At 63.4% G+C, this 16,611-nt stretch carries 15 protein-coding genes and 1 tRNA gene; 8 read left to right on the plus strand and 8 right to left on the minus strand.

The annotated features are described in order from the left end of the window. Positions 1-139: 139 nt before the first annotated feature. Both purN and ACFZAI_RS13010 read left to right on the plus strand, forming a co-directional pair. The gene (gene purN / locus ACFZAI_RS13005; protein ID WP_391567250.1) at positions 140-805 is read left to right on the plus strand and encodes a phosphoribosylglycinamide formyltransferase; all 666 of its coding nucleotides are present in this window, start codon (positions 140-142) and stop codon (positions 803-805) included. Between the two features lie 1,219 nt (positions 806-2,024). Then, positions 2,025-3,461 carry an RsmB/NOP family class I SAM-dependent RNA methyltransferase gene (locus tag ACFZAI_RS13010; RefSeq protein ID WP_391567848.1) on the plus strand — a complete coding sequence of 479 codons (1,437 nt, stop codon included), beginning with the start codon at positions 2,025-2,027 and terminating at the stop codon, positions 3,459-3,461. A gap of 51 nt (positions 3,462-3,512) precedes the next feature. On the opposite strand, the gene ACFZAI_RS13015 is transcribed toward ACFZAI_RS13010, so the two are convergent. Beyond that, positions 3,513-3,896, minus strand: coding sequence for a hypothetical protein (locus ACFZAI_RS13015; RefSeq protein WP_391567251.1), 384 nt, complete (start codon positions 3,894-3,896; stop codon positions 3,513-3,515). A 371-nt stretch (positions 3,897-4,267) separates the two neighbouring features. Between ACFZAI_RS13015 and ACFZAI_RS13020 the strand changes: the two genes are divergently transcribed. Genes ACFZAI_RS13020 through ACFZAI_RS13030 form a run of 3 tightly spaced genes read left to right on the plus strand, consistent with a single transcriptional unit; the run spans position 4,268 to position 8,075 of the window. Beyond that, positions 4,268-5,476 carry a fatty acid desaturase gene (locus ACFZAI_RS13020; protein WP_391567252.1) on the plus strand — a complete coding sequence of 403 codons (1,209 nt, stop codon included), beginning with the start codon at positions 4,268-4,270 and terminating at the stop codon, positions 5,474-5,476. Then, a complete protein-coding gene (locus tag ACFZAI_RS13025; RefSeq protein ID WP_391567253.1) occupies positions 5,473-7,767 on the plus strand; it encodes a UvrD-helicase domain-containing protein in 2,295 nt (764 codons plus the stop codon). Before ACFZAI_RS13020 ends, ACFZAI_RS13025 begins: the two co-directional genes overlap by 4 nt. 2 nt (positions 7,768-7,769) lie before the next feature. Next, the gene (locus tag ACFZAI_RS13030; protein WP_391567254.1) at positions 7,770-8,075 is read left to right on the plus strand and encodes a chorismate mutase; all 306 of its coding nucleotides are present in this window, start codon (positions 7,770-7,772) and stop codon (positions 8,073-8,075) included. 221 nt (positions 8,076-8,296) lie between these two features. On the opposite strand, the gene ACFZAI_RS13035 is transcribed toward ACFZAI_RS13030, so the two are convergent. The 5 genes from ACFZAI_RS13035 to dapC form a co-directional block, all read right to left on the minus strand. Continuing rightward, complete coding sequence (locus ACFZAI_RS13035) at positions 8,297-10,231, minus strand: ABC-F family ATP-binding cassette domain-containing protein (protein ID WP_391567255.1); 1,935 nt, start codon at positions 10,229-10,231, stop codon at positions 8,297-8,299. Further along, a complete protein-coding gene (gene prmB / locus ACFZAI_RS13040) occupies positions 10,228-11,124 on the minus strand; it encodes a 50S ribosomal protein L3 N(5)-glutamine methyltransferase (RefSeq protein WP_391567256.1) in 897 nt (298 codons plus the stop codon). Before prmB ends, ACFZAI_RS13035 begins: the two co-directional genes overlap by 4 nt. A gap of 88 nt (positions 11,125-11,212) precedes the next feature. Continuing rightward, positions 11,213-12,352, minus strand: a complete 1,140-nt coding sequence (gene dapE / locus ACFZAI_RS13045) for a succinyl-diaminopimelate desuccinylase (protein ID WP_391567257.1) — start codon at positions 12,350-12,352, stop codon at positions 11,213-11,215. Next, entirely contained in the window at positions 12,353-13,174 is an 822-nt protein-coding gene (dapD, locus tag ACFZAI_RS13050; RefSeq protein WP_391567258.1) for a 2,3,4,5-tetrahydropyridine-2,6-dicarboxylate N-succinyltransferase, read from the minus strand. A gap of 24 nt (positions 13,175-13,198) precedes the next feature. Next, complete coding sequence (gene dapC, locus ACFZAI_RS13055) at positions 13,199-14,395, minus strand: succinyldiaminopimelate transaminase (RefSeq protein WP_391567259.1); 1,197 nt, start codon at positions 14,393-14,395, stop codon at positions 13,199-13,201. Positions 14,396-14,442: 47 nt separating this feature from the next. Here dapC and ACFZAI_RS13060 point away from each other — a divergent pair. From ACFZAI_RS13060 to ACFZAI_RS13070, 3 genes are all read left to right on the plus strand, one after another. Then, positions 14,443-14,529 (plus strand) — tRNA-Leu (locus tag ACFZAI_RS13060). A gap of 504 nt (positions 14,530-15,033) precedes the next feature. Next, on the plus strand, positions 15,034-15,237 hold the full coding sequence (locus ACFZAI_RS13065) for a cold-shock protein (RefSeq protein ID WP_175169550.1): 204 nt from the start codon (positions 15,034-15,036) through the stop codon (positions 15,235-15,237). Between the two features lie 164 nt (positions 15,238-15,401). Then, positions 15,402-15,647 (plus strand): hypothetical protein, encoded by a 246-nt coding sequence (locus ACFZAI_RS13070; RefSeq protein WP_391567260.1) that lies wholly within the window; start codon positions 15,402-15,404, stop codon positions 15,645-15,647. 86 nt (positions 15,648-15,733) lie between these two features. Here the strand turns inward: ACFZAI_RS13070 and ACFZAI_RS13075 are convergent, their stop codons facing one another. Continuing rightward, positions 15,734-16,102, minus strand: coding sequence for a hypothetical protein (locus tag ACFZAI_RS13075; protein WP_391567261.1), 369 nt, complete (start codon positions 16,100-16,102; stop codon positions 15,734-15,736). 106 nt (positions 16,103-16,208) lie between these two features. Beyond that, on the minus strand, positions 16,209-16,445 hold the full coding sequence (locus ACFZAI_RS13080) for a toluene tolerance protein (RefSeq protein ID WP_391567263.1): 237 nt from the start codon (positions 16,443-16,445) through the stop codon (positions 16,209-16,211). Positions 16,446-16,611 lie beyond the last annotated feature (166 nt).

Raw genomic sequence — 16,611 nt, forward strand, 5'->3', positions numbered from 1 at the left:
GTTTGTTCTAATCCCCCCAACCATTTGTGCGCCGACGGGTTTTCCGGGGTACGCAACGGTGGCGGACAAGCCCTTTGCGCCAAGCAAAGCGCGTCCCTGGCGGGGCGCCTCGGGGGCTCAATATTTGGATTCTTCTATCTTGCCGGAAACACAACTTTCTACGCGCCGACTCGTCATCCTGATTTCGGGGCGGGGCAGCAACATGCAGGCGTTGGTCGAGGCCTGCCGCCATGAGGGCTGGCCCGCCGAGGTGGCCGCCGTCATCGCAAGCCGCCCCGATGCGGGCGGCCTGGAATGGGCCGCCGCCCAGGGCATTCCCACGGCCGCCCTGTATCACAAGGACTACGCCAGCCGCGAAGCCTTCGACGCCGCGCTGGCTGCCGAAATCGACCGCTACGCGCCCGACTACGTCATTCTGGCCGGCTTCATGCGCGTGCTGACCCCCGGCTTCGTCAACCACTACGCGGGCAGGCTGGTCAATATCCATCCGTCGCTGCTGCCGGCATTTCCCGGGCTGCATACGCATGCCCAGGCGCTGGCGACTGGCGTGCGCGTGCATGGCTGTACCGTGCATTTTGTGACGCCGGTGCTGGACCACGGCCCCATCATTGCCCAGGGCTGCGTGCCGGTTCTGGCGGGCGACACGCCGGAACTGCTGGCCAATCGCGTCCTGGCAGTGGAACATCAGGCTTTTCCGGCCGCGGTGCGCTGGCTGGCCGAAGGCCGGGTTACCCTCACAAACGACCACCGGGTGGACGTGCAGGGTGACCCCGCACGCCTGTTCACCTGGTCGCCGGCCGCTTGAGCGGCCCTGAATCGCTTTTACCGGGCGGAACCCTTCCGCCCCACTGGAACACACCATGACTAAACCCCAATCTCCGCGTTCTCGTCCGGCAGGCTCCCCGAGGGCAGCCTCCGAAGGGCGCGACGGTCGGTCCTTTTTCTCGCGCCCCAAGGGCGAGGCCCGCGAAGTCCCGCCGCGCGAGCGCAACGAGCGGGTGCGCGAAGAGCGCCCCAGCCGCGACAGCGGCCGTCCGGCCCCGCGCGCTTCGTTTGACGCGCCGCGTGGCGAAGGCCGCAGCGAACGCGGCGCCTTTGGCGGCGACCGCCGTGAAGGCCAGGGCCGTCCCGCTCCCCGCCCGTCCTACGATGCGCCGCGCGGCGATAACCGCGGCGGCCCGCGTGGCGATAGCCGTGGCGGCGATCGCGGTTCGTATGGTTCCGAACGCGGTTCGTATGGTTCGGACCGCGGTTCCGATCGCCGCGAAGGCCAAGGCGGCCGCCCGGATTCGCGCCCGTCGTACGGCAATGGCCCGCGCGGCGAGAGCCGTGGCGGTGAACGCGGTTCGTATGGTTCCGATCGCCGCGAAGGCCAAGGCGGCCGTCCGGATTCGCGTCCGTCGTATGGCAATGGCCCGCGCGGCGACAGCCGTGGCGGTGAACGTGCTTCCTACGGTTCCGATCGCCGCGAAGGCCAAGGCGGCCGTCCGGACTCGCGTCCGTCGTACGGCAATGGCCCGCGCGGCGACAGCCGCGGCGGTGAACGTGCCTCCTACGGTTCCGATCGCCGCGAAGGCCAAGGCGGCCGTCCGGATTCGCGCCCGTCGTATGGCAATGGCCCGCGTGGCGACAGCCGCGGGGGTGATCGCGGTTCCTATGGTTCGGAACGCGGTTCCGATCGCCGCGAAGGCCAAGGCGGCCGTCCGGATTCGCGTCCGTCGTACGGCAATGGCCCGCGCGGCGACAGCCGCGGGGGTGAACGCGGTTCCTATGGTTCGGAACGCGGTTCCGAGCGCCGCGAAGGCCAAGGCCGTCCGTCCTTTGACGGCCCGCGCGGAGAAGATCGTGGTGAGCGCGGGCAATACGCCGGCCCGCGCGGTGAAGATCGCGGTGAACGCGGCCAATACGCCGGCTCGCGTGGCGGCGATTCGTCGCACGGCCATCGCGATCAGGCGCCGCAAAAGCCGCAGTTCAATCGTCCGCGCCAGTCTTACGCCGCCATCCGCATTGATCAGGTGCAGCGCGTGCTGGGCGAAATCCTCCAGTGGACGTACCCGGCGGACGCCGCGCTGTCGCACTGGCTGCGTCACCACCCGAACCTGGGCGCACGCGATCGTTCCGAAGTCGCTGAAGCCGTTTACGACGTGCTGCGTCATCTGCGCCGTTACCGCCAATTTGGCGAAAGCGGCGTGGGTCCTGCATCCCGCCGCCTGGCCATCCTGGGCCTGAACGCCACGCTGGGCGCCGAGGCGCTGGAAGAGGGCATGGATGCCGCCGAAGCCGAATGGCTCAAGCGCGTGTCGCAGATCGATCTGGCCACCTTGCCCCGCGCCGTGCGCGGCAGCATCCCGGATTGGCTGGACGAACGCCTGGCGCTGATGGACAGCCCGGAAACGCTGGTCGAAGCCTTGAACCGCCAGGCCAGCCTGGACTTGCGCGTCAACCCGCTGAAGGCTGAGCGCGATGCCATGTTGACCGAATTGCAGCAAAGCGCAGGCCGTTACGAACCCGTCGCCATGCCGTTTTCGCCCTGGGGCATCCGCATGGAAGGCCGTCCGGCGATCAACCGCTGGCCGCAATTCGAAAACGGCAGCATCGAAGTGCAGGACGAAGGCAGCCAATTGCTGGCCCTGCTGGTCGCCCCGCGCCGTGGCGAAATGATCATCGATTTCTGCGCCGGCGCAGGCGGCAAGACGCTGCTGTTGGGCGCACTGATGCGCTCAACCGGCCGCCTGTACGCGTTTGACGTATCGGCCGCCCGTCTGGCGCGCGCCAAGCCGCGCTTTGCCCGCAGCGGCCTGTCGAACGTCGTGCCTGTCGTCATCGACAGCGAAAACGACGCCCGCGTGAAGCGCCTGGCCGGCAAGGCCCAGCGCGTGCTGGTCGACGCGCCGTGCAGCGGTATCGGTACCCTGCGCCGCAATCCCGACCTGAAATGGCGCCAGCACCCCGAGGCGCTGGCCGAACTGGGCCAGTTGCAGGAACGCATCCTGAACAGCGCCGCGCGTTGCGTGGCCTCGGGCGGCCGCCTGGTGTATGCCACGTGCAGTCTGTTGGCTGAAGAAAACGAAGTGCAAGCCGAGCGCTTCCTGGCCAGCCACCCAGATTTTGAACGTCTGGATGCCGCTGAAATCCTGGCCGCGCGTTGCGAAACGCTGAAGCTGGAAGGCCCTTACGTCCAGCTGCGTCCCGACGTGCACGGCACCGACGGCTTCTTCGCCGCCGTGTTCGAGCGCAAAAAGAAGGGCGCTGCGGCCGAGACGGCTGAAGCGGCCGTGGCGGCTGATGCCGATGCGGGTATCGACGCTGACGTTGACGTCAAAGCGGATGTCGAGGCTGAAATGCCGGCCGAAGCCATCGCCGACGAGGCGGAAGCCAAGCCCCTGGCAGAGCCGGTGGCGCAAGCTGAAGCCGAGCCCGCTGCGGTGGGCGAGCCGGCTGAGGAAGTGAAGCCGGCTTGAGGAAGTGAAGCCGGCTTGAGCGTCTAAGCGTCCGTGCGACGCCGCGCCGGCTCAGGGAGCCGGCGCGACGCCGACCGTGGTGCTATAGCGGCGGGTGCCCAACGCCTTGGTCTGATATTTCACTTCCCAGCCCAAGGTGTCGGTGCCCGGCTGATCCGCCTGGTACACCACTTGCGACACCGCGACGGCCTTATACGCGCAGCGTCCAGACGCGGCGGATTGGCCGCGCGTTTGCACGATGCTGGCCTTGCCAAGCTGGGGCTGCTGAGTGATCAGCACCCGCGGCGCCCGCAGAGCCAGGCAATCCGACCCCCGGATCTCGTAGTAAGAAGCCAGCACGGCCACATCGCCCGACTTCATCGTCTGGGCCACAGTGGGCGCGGACAGCGCCATTCCCAGCAAGGCCAGGGCGGAAAACAAACGGGGTCGGAACATTTTGGGTGACATCAGTGGGACAAAAGAGACAGTTTGGTCTGCGGTAAGGGCGAAAAGTGTGCGCCACGCGTGTGGCGTTCTCAAGACGAATTCCCTTTGCTGACAGGAACTTTAGTAGCGGAATGTAGCCAAAACCTGGTGCCATTGCGAATACCCCCCACTTTCATGGGGTAGCCGGCCCAAGTGCCGGATGTCTGCAAGGCCCGGCCTCGCGATTTGCCTGAAGTGATCGCGAGAGTGGCTTTTTGTGCGCTCAAACTGGGGCTTAGTCCTTGATTTCGCTCAAAAACTATTTTGAAACTCCCTTGTCATAAGCAGACAAAGGTAAGCTAAACTTCAGGCACTTCTCAAGCGAGGCTCATAACAGCTTTATGGATTACATCCTCTCCTTCATTGCCGGCGGTCTGACCCAAGCCACTTGGTGGCAGATTGTCGTATTCACCTTGGTCGTGACGCACATCACGATTGTTGCGGTCACCGTCTTCCTCCATCGCAGCCAAGCGCACCGCGGTTTGGATTTACATCCGGCTGTCATGCACTTCTTCCGTTTCTGGCTCTGGATGACGACCGGCATGGTCACCAAGGAATGGGTCGCCATTCACCGCAAGCACCACGCCAAGTGCGAAAAGGAAGGCGATCCTCACTCGCCCATGCTGTTCGGTATCTGGAAAGTGCTGTTCCGCGGCGCGGAACTGTATCGCGAAGAATCGAACAACAAGGAAACCATGGCCAAGTTCGGCCACGGTACGCCTGACGACTGGCTCGAACGCAACGTCTACAGCAAGCACAGCTTGTGGGGCGTGCTGTCCATGCTCGCCATCGACGTCGCCCTGTTCGGCGCGGTCGGTGTGACGGTGTGGGCGGTTCAGATGGCCTGGATTCCCTTCTGGGCAGCCGGCGTCGTCAACGGTATCGGCCACTATTGGGGCTATCGCAACTACAACAGCCCGGACACCAGCACCAACGTGTTCCCGTGGGGCATCGTGATTGGCGGCGAAGAGCTGCACAACAACCACCACGCCCATGGCACGTCGGCCAAGTTCTCGGCCAAGTGGTATGAGTTCGACATCGGCTGGTGCTACATCAACATCCTGAAGTTCTTTGGCCTGGCCAAGATCAAGAAGGTTGCGCCGAAGCTGAAGCTGGACGACACCCGCACCGGTATCGACCTGCGCACGCTGCAAGGCGTGATCACGCACCGCTACGAAGTCATGGCCCGCTATGCGGACGTGATCAAGAGCGCGGCTCGTGAAGAACTTACCAAGCTGAAGGCTTCGCGCCAGGAAGGCAACGCGGATTGCGACTACACCAAGCTGCATCAAGTGCGCCGCGCCATCCACCGCAACGAAGACATCCTTCAGCCGGAACAACTGGCTGCCGTGGATAGCGCCATCGCCCAGAACAAGTCGCTGTCGACCCTGGTGCAGATGCGCCGCGAGCTCGGCCGCATCTGGGAAAGCTCCAGCGCCAGCAGCGAACAGCTTCTTCATGACCTGCAGGCCTGGTGCCAGCGCGCCCAGCAAAGCGGCATCGCCGGGCTCGAGCAATTTGCTCAACATCTGCGCCGCTACGCGGCATGATGCTAGAGAAGCTCAACCCTGAACAACGCGCCGCAGTAACGTTAGAACCGCAGCACGCCCTGGTCTTGGCCGGGGCGGGCAGCGGGAAGACCCGGGTACTTACCACCCGCATGGCCTGGCTGATTCAAACCGGCCAGGCTTCGCCTTTTGGGCTTCTCGCGGTCACGTTCACCAACAAAGCCGCCCGCGAAATGCTGGCGCGCATGTCGGCGATTCTTCCGATCGATACGCGCGGCCTGTGGATCGGTACGTTCCACGGCCTGTGCAATCGCATGCTGCGTGCGCACCATCGCGATGCCGGTCTGCCGCAAAGCTTCCAGATCCTGGACGTTACCGATCAGCTTGCCGCCATCAAGCGCCTGATGAAGGCCAATGGCGTCGACGACGAAAAGTACCCGCCCCGCGATGTGCAGCGCTTCATCAACGGCGCCAAGGAAGAGGGCCTTCGTCCGCAAGACGTCGAGGCCTATGACGCCCATCGCCGCCGCCTGATCGAGATCTATCAGCTCTACGAAGCCCAATGCCAGCGCGAAGGCGTGGTGGATTTCGCCGAGCTGTTGTTGCGCGCCTACGAACTGCTGTCGCGCAATGCGCCGGTGCGCGAACATTATCAGCGCCGTTTCCGCCACATTCTGGTCGACGAGTTCCAAGACACCAACACGCTGCAATACAAGTGGCTGCGTCTGTTGGCAGGCGGCGGCGCGGCCATCTTCGCCGTGGGCGACGATGACCAGTCCATCTACGCCTTCCGTGGCGCGAACGTCGGCAACATGTCCGACTTCGAGCGCGACTACGCGCACGGCACCGTGATCCGTCTGGAACAGAACTACCGTTCCTTCGGCCACATCCTGGATTCCGCCAACGCGCTTATCGGCCACAACAGCGGCCGCTTGGGCAAGAACCTGTGGACGGACCAGGGCGAAGGCGAACCCGTGCGCGTCATCGAGCAGCCCTCCGATGGCATGGAAGCCCAGTGGATCGTCGACGAAATCCGTTCGCTGATTCACGAAGGCAGCCTGCGCCGCGAAATTGCCGTGCTTTACCGCAGCAATGCGCAGTCGCGCGTGCTCGAGCACGCCATTTTCTCGGCCGGCATTCCGTACAAGGTTTATGGCGGCCTGCGCTTTTTTGAGCGCCAGGAAATCAAGCACGCGCTGGCGTATCTGCGCCTGATGGCCAACCCCAACGACGATACGTCCTGGATGCGGGTCGTCAACTTCCCGACGCGCGGCATTGGCGCGCGCACGCTGGAGCAACTGGCCGACGCGGCCCGTGCGCATGACACCAGCCTGTACGCGGCGGTGGCGCTGGTGGGCGGCAAGGGCGGGTCCAACCTGGCTCAGTTCGCCCAATTGATCCATCGCCTGATCGACGAAACGCGCGATCTGCCGCTGCCGGAAATGGTCGAGCACATGCTCGAAGCCAGCGGTCTGAATGCCCATTACAAGGCTGAACGCGAAGGCGCCGAGCGGCTGGAAAACTTGAACGAACTGATCACGGCTGCCGCCGTGTTTGCGTCCGAAGAGAATTACGACGGTATGCCGGCCGGCGTGGTGCCTGAACAAGCCACCTCGTCGACGTTGATGCCGGGCGTGGTCGATGCGCCCATCGTGGCGTCTGACGGCTTGACGCCGCTGGCAGGGTTCCTGTCCCACGCGGCGCTGGAAGCGGGCGACAACCAGGCCCAGCAAGGCCAGGACGCCGTCCAGCTCATGACGGTGCACGCCGCCAAGGGCCTGGAGTTCGACGCCGTCTTCATTACTGGTCTGGAAGAGGGGCTGTTCCCGCACGAGAACAGCATTCTTGAGCAGTCCGGGCTGGAAGAAGAGCGCCGCCTGATGTATGTGGCGATTACGCGCGCACGTCAGCGCCTGTACATCAGCCTGGCGCAAAGCCGGATGCTGCATGGCCAGACGCGCTACGCCATGCGCTCGCGCTTCTTGGACGAGATTCCCGAAGAGCATCTGAAATGGCTGTCGCCCAAGGCCGGCCTGGCGCCGGTCAGCAGCACGGGCGCGGGCTGGGGCGGCGGCAATCGTGGCGACGCGTTCGGCCGCAAGGCCACCAACACCATTGCGCCGCGTCAACCTCGCGGCGTGGCAAGCGGTGTCACGGTGGGCGACAAGCAGTATCGTGTGGGTCAGGGCGTGCATCACGCGCGGTTTGGCGATGGCACGATTATTGGCTTGAGCGGCGCCGGTCAGGACGCCCAGGCAGAAATCCAGTTCCGCGATGTGGGCGCCAAAACCTTGGCGCTGGGTATCGCGAAGCTGGATATTGTTCAGGGTTAAACATGGCTAACAATGAGTCCCCGAAAGCCGAGCTAGCGTCGTTGCGCGCTGAGGTCGACGAAATCGATCAGCAGATCATGCTGCTGTTGGGCGTGCGGTTTCGCTGCACGGATATGATCGGTGAATTGAAGACCAAGCACGACATGGACTTGGTGGACCCCGTCAGGGAGTCCCAGCAGGTTGAGCGCATCCGCCGCTTGGCGGAAGAGGCGGGCGTGCCGCCTGCCTTGGCGGAGACCATCCTGCGCGAAGTGATCGACACCGTGGTTGATCATCACACCCGCCTGCGCGAGCGTCCGTACTCGTAACGGCAGGCTGGCGGCGTGTCGGGACTTGCCTTGCGCTAGCCACCGGCATGCCGCTATTTCTTTCTGTACACACCGTTCAATAGCGCCAGCATGGCGTCGACGTCATCCGCGCTGAGCGTCAGCGGGCGGGTGGCTCGGACGTGCGCGGGCCGGCAGTGGCTGTCAACGATGTTGAAGGCAAGGCAAAGGGGGCGGCAAGAGCCGCCGCCCAGTGCCATGCGTCAGGCTTCGCTCTGGTCGATCTCTTCCAAAGAACCCTGGATCTCAAGCCATTGTTCTTCGAGCTCGTCCATGCGCTTGCCGTGTTCGCCGTGCTCGGCCATGACTTTTTGGCGTTCCGCGCGGCGTGCATCGGAATACAAGTCAGCGTCGGCAATGATGGCGTCCAGCGCGTGCAGTTTCGCGCGCAGTTTTTCCATCTCGGTCTCGACCTTGGCCAGCTTCGATTCCAGCGGCTTGCGCAGGGCGGACAGGCGTTGGCGCTGTTCGGCTTCGGCCCGGCGTTGGGCCTTGCGGTCCACAACCGGCTCGCTGCCTTCGGCGCTTTCGCGTGCGGCTTCAGCGCGTTCGCCCGCGTTGCGGGCGGCCAGCCAGTCTCGATAGTCTTCAAGGTCGCCATCGAATTCGCGCACGGCGCCATCCGCAACAATCCAGAAACTGTCGACGGTGGTGCGCAGCAGGTGCCGGTCGTGCGAGACCAGCAGCATGCTGCCGCCAAAGTCGGCCAACGCGGCGGCCAGGGCTTCGCGGGTTTCGACGTCCAAGTGGTTGCTGGGTTCGTCCAGCAGCAGCAGGTTGGGCTTTTGCCAGACGATCAACGACAGTGCCAGGCGTGCCTTTTCGCCGCCCGACATCGGGCCGACTTTGCTGGTGACGGTGTCGCCCGAAAAGCCGAAACCGCCCAGATAATTGCGCAGCTCTTGCTCGCGCGTTTCGGGCGCCAGCCGCGCCAGGTGGGCAATCGGCGTGCTGTCCACGTCCAACATGTCCAGCTGGTGCTGATGGAAGTAGCCGATAGCCAATCCGCGCGAGGCGCGGCGTTCGCCCGCCTGCACGGGAATTTCTTCCGCCAGCGTCTTGATCAGCGTGCTCTTGCCCGCGCCGTTCGCGCCCAGTACACCCACGCGGCTGCCCGCGCGCACCATCAAGGTCACGTCGCGCAGGATGGGAATCGCATTGCCTGCCGCATCCGTATAGCCGGCCGACAGATGCTCAAGCGTGAGCAGCGGGTCGGGCACCTGATCGGGCGAGGGGATGCGGATATCGATGCCGGCTTCGGCGTGCAGCGGCGCCAGCACCTGCATGCGCGCCAGCGCTTTGACGCGGCTTTGCGCTTGCTTGGCTTTCGAGGCTTTGGCTTTGAAACGGTCGATGAAGCCTTGCAGGCGCGCGGTTTCGCGGGTCTGGCGTTCGTAGGCGATATTGGTCTGGCGTAGGCGCTCGGCGCGTTGCGTCAGGAAATCACCGTAGCCGCCGCGATAGCGCACCAGCTTCGCGTGGTCAAAATGCAGGATGGACTTGGCCACCGCGTCCAGAAACTCGGTGTCGTGGGAGATCAGCATGACGGTGCCCGGATAGGCGCCCAGCCATTTCTCCAGCCACAACATTGCGTCCAGATCCAAGTGGTTGGTGGGTTCGTCCAGCAGCAGTAATTCCGACGGCGCCATCAGCGCGCTGGCCAACGCCAGACGCATGCGCCAGCCGCCCGAGAAGCTCTCGACGGGCAGCATCCATTCGCTGGGCTTGAAGCCCAGGCCGGCCAGCAGTTGCTCGGCGCGCGAGGCGGCGCTCCAGGCGCCGGCTTCGATCAGCGCGGCTTCCACTTCGGCAATCTGCGTGCCTTGGTCGTCCGTCAATTCGGCGCGGCGCGCCTGCAATTCGCGCAGGTGCGTGTCGCCGTCGATGACGAATTCGCGAGCAGGGCGGTCGTCGGCGTCGAGCTCTTGCTTGACGCTGGCAATGCGCCAGCCAGCCGGCAGGTTCACATTGCCGGCGTCCAGGTCCAGCGCGCCCGTCAACAGCGCAAACAGCGAAGACTTGCCCGCGCCGTTCTTGCCGACGATGCCTACGCGCTCGCCCGGGTGCACGACGAATTCAGCGCCGTCCAACAACACTTTCGTGCCGCGGCGCAGGGTCAATCCAGTAGCGCGTATCACAGGCTGAGTTGCTCTCGGGTCAGCAGCAGAAGCTGGTCGGACGCTTCTTCCGTATCCAGCCAGACGGGCGACAACTGCGGGAAGGCGGCTTCAAAGAAGTCGCGCTCGTGGCCGATCTCCAGCACGATCACGCCGTCTGGCGTGAGGTACTGCGGGGCCGCCGCCAGAATGCGCCGCACGAGGTCCATGCCGTCTTCGCCGCCGGCCAGCGCCAGATGCGGTTCGTGGCGGTATTCCTGCGGCAGCACATCCATGGAACTGCTGTTCACATAGGGCGGATTACAGATGATGACGTCGTACTGGCGCGCGGGCAGGTTGTCGAACAGATTGCTTTCGTGCAGGTCCAGACGGTCTTGCAGGCCGTAGTCGTCCACGTTGCGGCGAGCGACTTCCAGCGCGTCGGCCGACACGTCCACCGCGTCAACATGCGCGTAGGGGAAGGCCATGGCCGACAGGATGGCCAGGCAGCCCGAACCGGTACACATGTCCAGCACATTTTCCACGGCCGTGGCGTCCTGCACCCAGGGCGACAGCCCTTGGTCCAGCAGTTCGGAAATGGGCGAGCGCGGCACGATGACGCGCTTGTCCACGTAAAAGCGGTGACCGCGCAGCCAGGCCTCGTTGGTGAGGTAGGCGGCCGGCACGCGCTCGGTAACGCGGCGTTCCAGCAGATCCAGCACGCGGTCGCGTTCTTCACGGACGACACGGGCGTCCAGGAACGGCTCCAGCGTGTCCAGCGGCAGGTGCAGGGCGTGCAGCGTCAGATAGACCGCCTCGTCCCAGGCGTTGTCGCTGCCGTGTCCCAGCGCCACCTGGGCGCCGTTCAGGCGCGACACCCCGTAGCGGATGAGGTCGCGCAGGGTGTGCAATTCTTGGCGGGCGGATTGATACATAACAGGCCTTGTATTCCCGGTTCAGCAAGCCGAACCGGGAAAAAACACCCCCCTCTGAAGGGGGGCAGAGCGTCCGCGTAGCGGCGTTTTATTTAGGCAGCAGCAGGTTTTCCAGCGTGCGCCGATAGATGTTCTTCAGCGGTTCCAACGAGGCGACTTCAATACGTTCGTTGACCTTGTGGATGGTCGCGTTACCGGGACCAAACTCAATCACTTGCGGACAGATCTTGGCGATGAAGCGGCCATCAGAGGTGCCACCGGTGGTGGACAGTTCGGCGGTCACGCCCGTTTCGGCGTGAATCGCCTGCACCAGCGCGTCCGTCAACGACCCGCGCGGGGTCAGGAACGGCTCGCCGCCCAACTCCCAGTCCAGGTCGTATTCCAGGCCGTGCTTGTCCAGCACCGCATGCACGCGGGCCTTCAGGCTTTCAGGCGTGCTGGCCGTCGAGAAACGGAAGTTGAACAGCGCCACGGCTTCGCCCGGCACCACGTTCGTGGCACCGGTGCCCGAGTTCAGGTTCGACACCTGGAACGTCGTGGGCGGAAAGTATTCGTTGCCCTGATCCCATTCAATGCTGACGATCTCGGCCAGCGCCGGCGACAACTGATGCACCGGGTTACGCGCCAGATGCGGGTAGGCTACGTGGCCCTGGATGCCCTTGACCGTCAACTTGCCCGACAACGAGCCGCGGCGGCCATTCTTGCAGGTGTCACCCAGCACGTCGCCCGAGGTTGGCTCGCCGACGATGCAGTAGTCCAGCTGTTCGCCGCGTGCTTTCAGCGCGTCGCAAACGATGGCGGTGCCGTCGATGGACGGGCCTTCTTCGTCGGACGTGATCAGGAGCGCGATCGAACCGTCATGTTGCGGGTGGGCCGCCACGAATTCTTCGGCCGCCACCACGAAGGCGGCGATCGAGCTTTTCATGTCGGCCGCCCCGCGGCCGTACAGCCAGCCGTCGCGTTCAGTGGGCACGAACGGATCGCTTTCCCACTTTTCGCGCGGACCCGGAGGCACCACATCGGTGTGACCGGCGAACACGGTCAGCGGCGCGGCGCTTCCGCGCCGGGCCCACAGATTGGTGACGCCGCCCTGTGCGATGGTCTCGCACGTGAAGCCGATGCGCTCGAGCCGGGCGGCAAGCGCCGCCTGGCAGTCTTCATCCGCCGGCGTGACCGACGGGCGGGCGATCAGGTCCTTGACCAGATCCAGTACGGCTGACGTGCTCATTTACGCCCTCAGCAAATCATTGATGCTGGTCTTGGCGCGCGTTTGCGCGTCAACACGCTTGACGATGACGGCGCAAGCCAGGCTGTGCGAGCCATCGGCCGACGGCAGCGAGCCCGGAACGACGACCGAACCCGAGGGCACGCGGCCGTACGTGATCTTGCCGGTGGCGCGATCAAAAATCTTGGTGCTTTGCGACAGGAACACGCCCATGGCCAGCACCGAGTTTTCTTCAACGACCACCCCTTCCACGACTTCCGAACGGGCGCCGATGAAGCAGTTGTCTTCGATGATGGTGGGGTTGGCTTGCAGGGGTTCCAGCACGCCGCCGATGCCCACGCCACCCGACAGGTGGACGTTCTTGCCGATCTGGGCGCACGAACCGACGGTGGCCCAGGTGTCGACCATCGTGCCTTCATCGACGTAGGCGCCGATGTTCACGTAGGAGGGCATCAGGATGACGTTGCGGCCGATGAAGGCGCCGCGGCGGGCGACGGCCGGCGGAACCACGCGATAGCCGCCTTGCTTGAAAGCGTTGTCGCCGTATTCCGAGAACTTGAGCGGCACCTTGTCGTAGAACTGCAGCGGGGCCTGGCCCATGATGGCGTTGTCGTTCAGGCGGAACGACAGCAGCACGGCCTTCTTGATCCACTGGTGCACAACCCAGTCGTCGTTGATTTTCTCGGCCACGCGCAAGCGGCCCAGATCCAGGCCGTCGATGGTGTGTTCCACCGCTTCGCGCACTTCGGCGCTGGCGTCGGCGGGCGACAGGTTGGCCCGGTCGTCCCAGGCTTTTTCGATGGTGGTCTGCAGGTCGAGAGTCATATCGGCTCAGCTTTTAAAGGTTGATCAAACAGAAGTATGTACAAAATGGGCGATGCGTTCGGCTGCCTGCACGCAGTCAGCCAAAGGCGCCACCAACGCAATACGGATGCGGCCGTGGCCGGGGTTCACGCCATGCGCTTCCCGCGCGAGGAAGCTGCCCGGCAGAACGGTAACACCGGTGCGGCCATAAAGGTCGCGCACAAACGCCGTATCCGAGCCCGGCGTGGCCGCCCATAGGTAAAACGACGCTTTCGGGCGTGACACATCCAGCACTTTTTCCAGGATAGGCACGACCGCGTCGAACTTTTCACAGTACAGGCGGCGGTTGTCTTTCACGTGCGCCTCGTCCGTCCAGGCGGCGATGCTGGCCGCGGACACGAGCGGGCTCATCGCACTGCCATGATACGTGCGGTACAGCAGGAACCGGCCGATCAGCGCCGCGTCGCCCGCCACGAAACCCGAGCGCAGGCCCGGCACGTTGGACCGCTTGGACAGGCTGGAGAACGCCACCAGATTGCGGTAGTCGTTCCGGCCCAAACGGCGCGCCGCTTGCAGGCTGCCCAAAGGCGCGTCGCCTTCGTCCAGGTAGATTTCGGAATAGCACTCGTCTGACGCAATCACGAAGCCGTAGCGGTCAGACAGCTTGAAGAGCGTTTCCCATTCGTCCAGCGTCATCACGTTGCCCGCCGGGTTGCCCGGCGAGCACACGAACACCAGGCGCGTCTTTTTCCAAACGTCGTCCGGCACTTGATTCCAATCGCTGGAAAAATTGCGCAGCGGGTCGGCGTTGACGAAATAGGGCGTGGCGCCCGCCAACAGCGTGGCGCCTTCGTAGATTTGATAGAACGGGTTAGGGCAGATCACCACCGACCCGGCCGACGGGTCAATCACCGTCTGCGTAAAAGCAAACAAGGCCTCACGCGAGCCCAGCGCCGGCAGCACCTGCGTGTCGGCGTCCGGGGCGGGGATGCTGTAACGGCGCGCCAGCCAGTCGGCAATCGCCTGCCGCAATGCGGGGTCGCCCTTGGTCGACGGGTACACCGACAGCCCGCCCATGTGGTCGCGTATCGCTTGCGCAATCCGCTCCGGCGCGGCGTGTTTAGGCTCGCCAATCGACAAGTTGATAGGCGTCAGACCGTTCTGTTGCGCGGCGGCGGAAGCCAGCAACGCACGCAATTTTTCGAACGGATAGGGGTGTAAAGCATCGAGGCGCGGATTCATGACGCAAGATTTTAACAAGCAAGCTACAATAGCGGGCTTGACCTTTAGCGAAGGTGGCGAAATTGGTAGACGCACCAGGTTTAGGTCCTGACGCCGTAACAGGTGTAGGGGTTCGAGTCCCCTCCTTCGCACCATTTTTTCCCAATAGATTTTCCCAATAGAATCAACAGCTTAGTTTTTTGGCTTCGTTGATCTGGAATTTTGGGAGTGCTTTGGGTGTGCTCTGGGGTGCGCTTTTGGGTGTGCTCTGAGGTGCGCTCTTGGGTGTGCCTCGGGTATGCCGTTCAGGGCCGTTCTGGCTCCAGAACCTCACCATAGTCCTGCCTCTATCTTGATGCCCGCTGTTCCCGCCACAGGCCCACGGCCTTGCCTTCGGCGCCGGGATCAGTGGCCGGCGTCCCTTTCCCGCAGTTGCCGATGATCATAGCCCCGTTCCAGGGGCTCATTTGTTGCGCCTCCGAACGATGCGGGCATGCTGACGCCTTTGCGTAAAAGCGAAGAGCAGACCCCGTCTTGCATCAGCGTGAGAGCCGGGGAGGGATGTATCATTTGGAAACGGTTATATCTTTGCTGCCGCCAAGCGCCCATAGTCTGCCCGGGAATATTTTTTCCCTGTACATCTAGGACTTACATTGAAGATTGAAACAGGTATCGTGAAGTGGTTTAACAATGACAAGGGCTACGGCTTCATTTCGCCGGAACTTGGTGGGAAGGACCTCTTCGCGCATTACTCGGAAATTCAGGGTGACGGGCACAAATCTCTAGAAGAGAATCAGCGCGTTTCATTCGTTGCCGGCCAAGGACAAAAAGGTCCTCAGGCGACAATGATCAAATCGATTTAAGCGCTAAGCAGCTTGCTGTAAAGCAAGCTGCTTGGTAGCACGTGTGGGGCCGAATCCTTTGAAACATTGGATTCGGCCCTTTCGTTTTGGGCCTCGCGCCACTGCCTAGCCGCATCGACGTCCGTTAACATCCGGGCTCGATCAACCAATTCTTGGGTGTCAGGATGCTGCGCGATCTGGGCTGGTCGTTCTCAAGTGTCTGCGCGCTGCTTTGCGGCGCTGCGACCGCCTACCTGCATTGGTGGGTGGTGATGCACCAGGGGCTGTGGCCGTACATCATCTTTGAATTGATACCCGGGCTGCCGGGGCTGGCCTTCGGCCTTTATGCCATCCACCAATCGAATAGCAAAATCGCGTGGCTTGGCGTGCTGCTGTCGCTATCGCCGTTGGTGACCTGGCTAAGTCTCTGACGCGGGGGGCATTCAGCGAAGGCGCTGCATGCCGCCCGGAGCCTTCCGCACGCCGCCTTTCGCCTTCGACGTTTCGAATTTCGTCTTCAAGCTTCCGCGTCCGGCGCCGGCCGGTTCGGAAAGACGTTCAGCGACATGATGTCGCTTTCGTATTCCGTCATCAGCATGCCGACCAGGTGGCCGTGCAACAGGCCGAAGCGGGTCCAGTTCAAGGGTTCGCTGCCCGGCAGCAAGTCCAGCAGCAGAAGCTGACCCGTGCGCACGGTGCCGACGAAGTAAGCCCGTTCATCCAGGCCGCCCGCCGCGGGCGCATGGAAAATCTTCACGGCGCGCCCGGTGTCGTCTTTGCGCCAGGCGCTTGTGCCGCGGGCGCTAGCGTCGTCGGTGCGCTTCAGATTGTTCTGGATGGTGGTCCAGAGGCCTTTGGCGTTCGGGGTGTGTACAACGATCGTCATGGCGCTGGGTTTCCGTATTGGCGGGCAACACGGAAATTATCCGGATCATGCCGTCCACGACAAGCCCCCATCACATCACACGCTTCGGCCTCTGGAAAATCTGCGCTCAGTTCTTGATCTTGATGCGGTCGCGGCGCTTCTCGGTTCTGGGTTCTACATCCCGGCCCAGTTCCACATCCATCAAGATTGCCGCATGGACTTTTGCGCGGCTGGCTTCGATGCGATGCGCGCATGCCCAGCCCCGGTCGGCGGCCACCGCCAATTTCCTATCCAGCTCTTGATGGCGGCGACGCTTATTTTCCGTCGACATATTGCTGAGTTCTTGATCGGTGATTAAACGCATGGGTTTCTCCTTAGTGAAACGCGAGGGTTGCAAGATTCAAACGGGCGAACGCCCGCATGGCGCGCGTGAACATCACGTCGGGCCACGATGTGTTTTTTTGTTATTCAGAGTTTGGGCAAGCTTCGAGTATCGAGGCCTGCGCAGAGGAAGCAAGATCAAAGCGCGG

Source organism: Achromobacter sp. NPDC008082 (assembly GCF_042957345.1).
GTDB classification, from domain to species: domain Bacteria; phylum Pseudomonadota; class Gammaproteobacteria; order Burkholderiales; family Burkholderiaceae_B; genus Achromobacter; species Achromobacter kerstersii_A.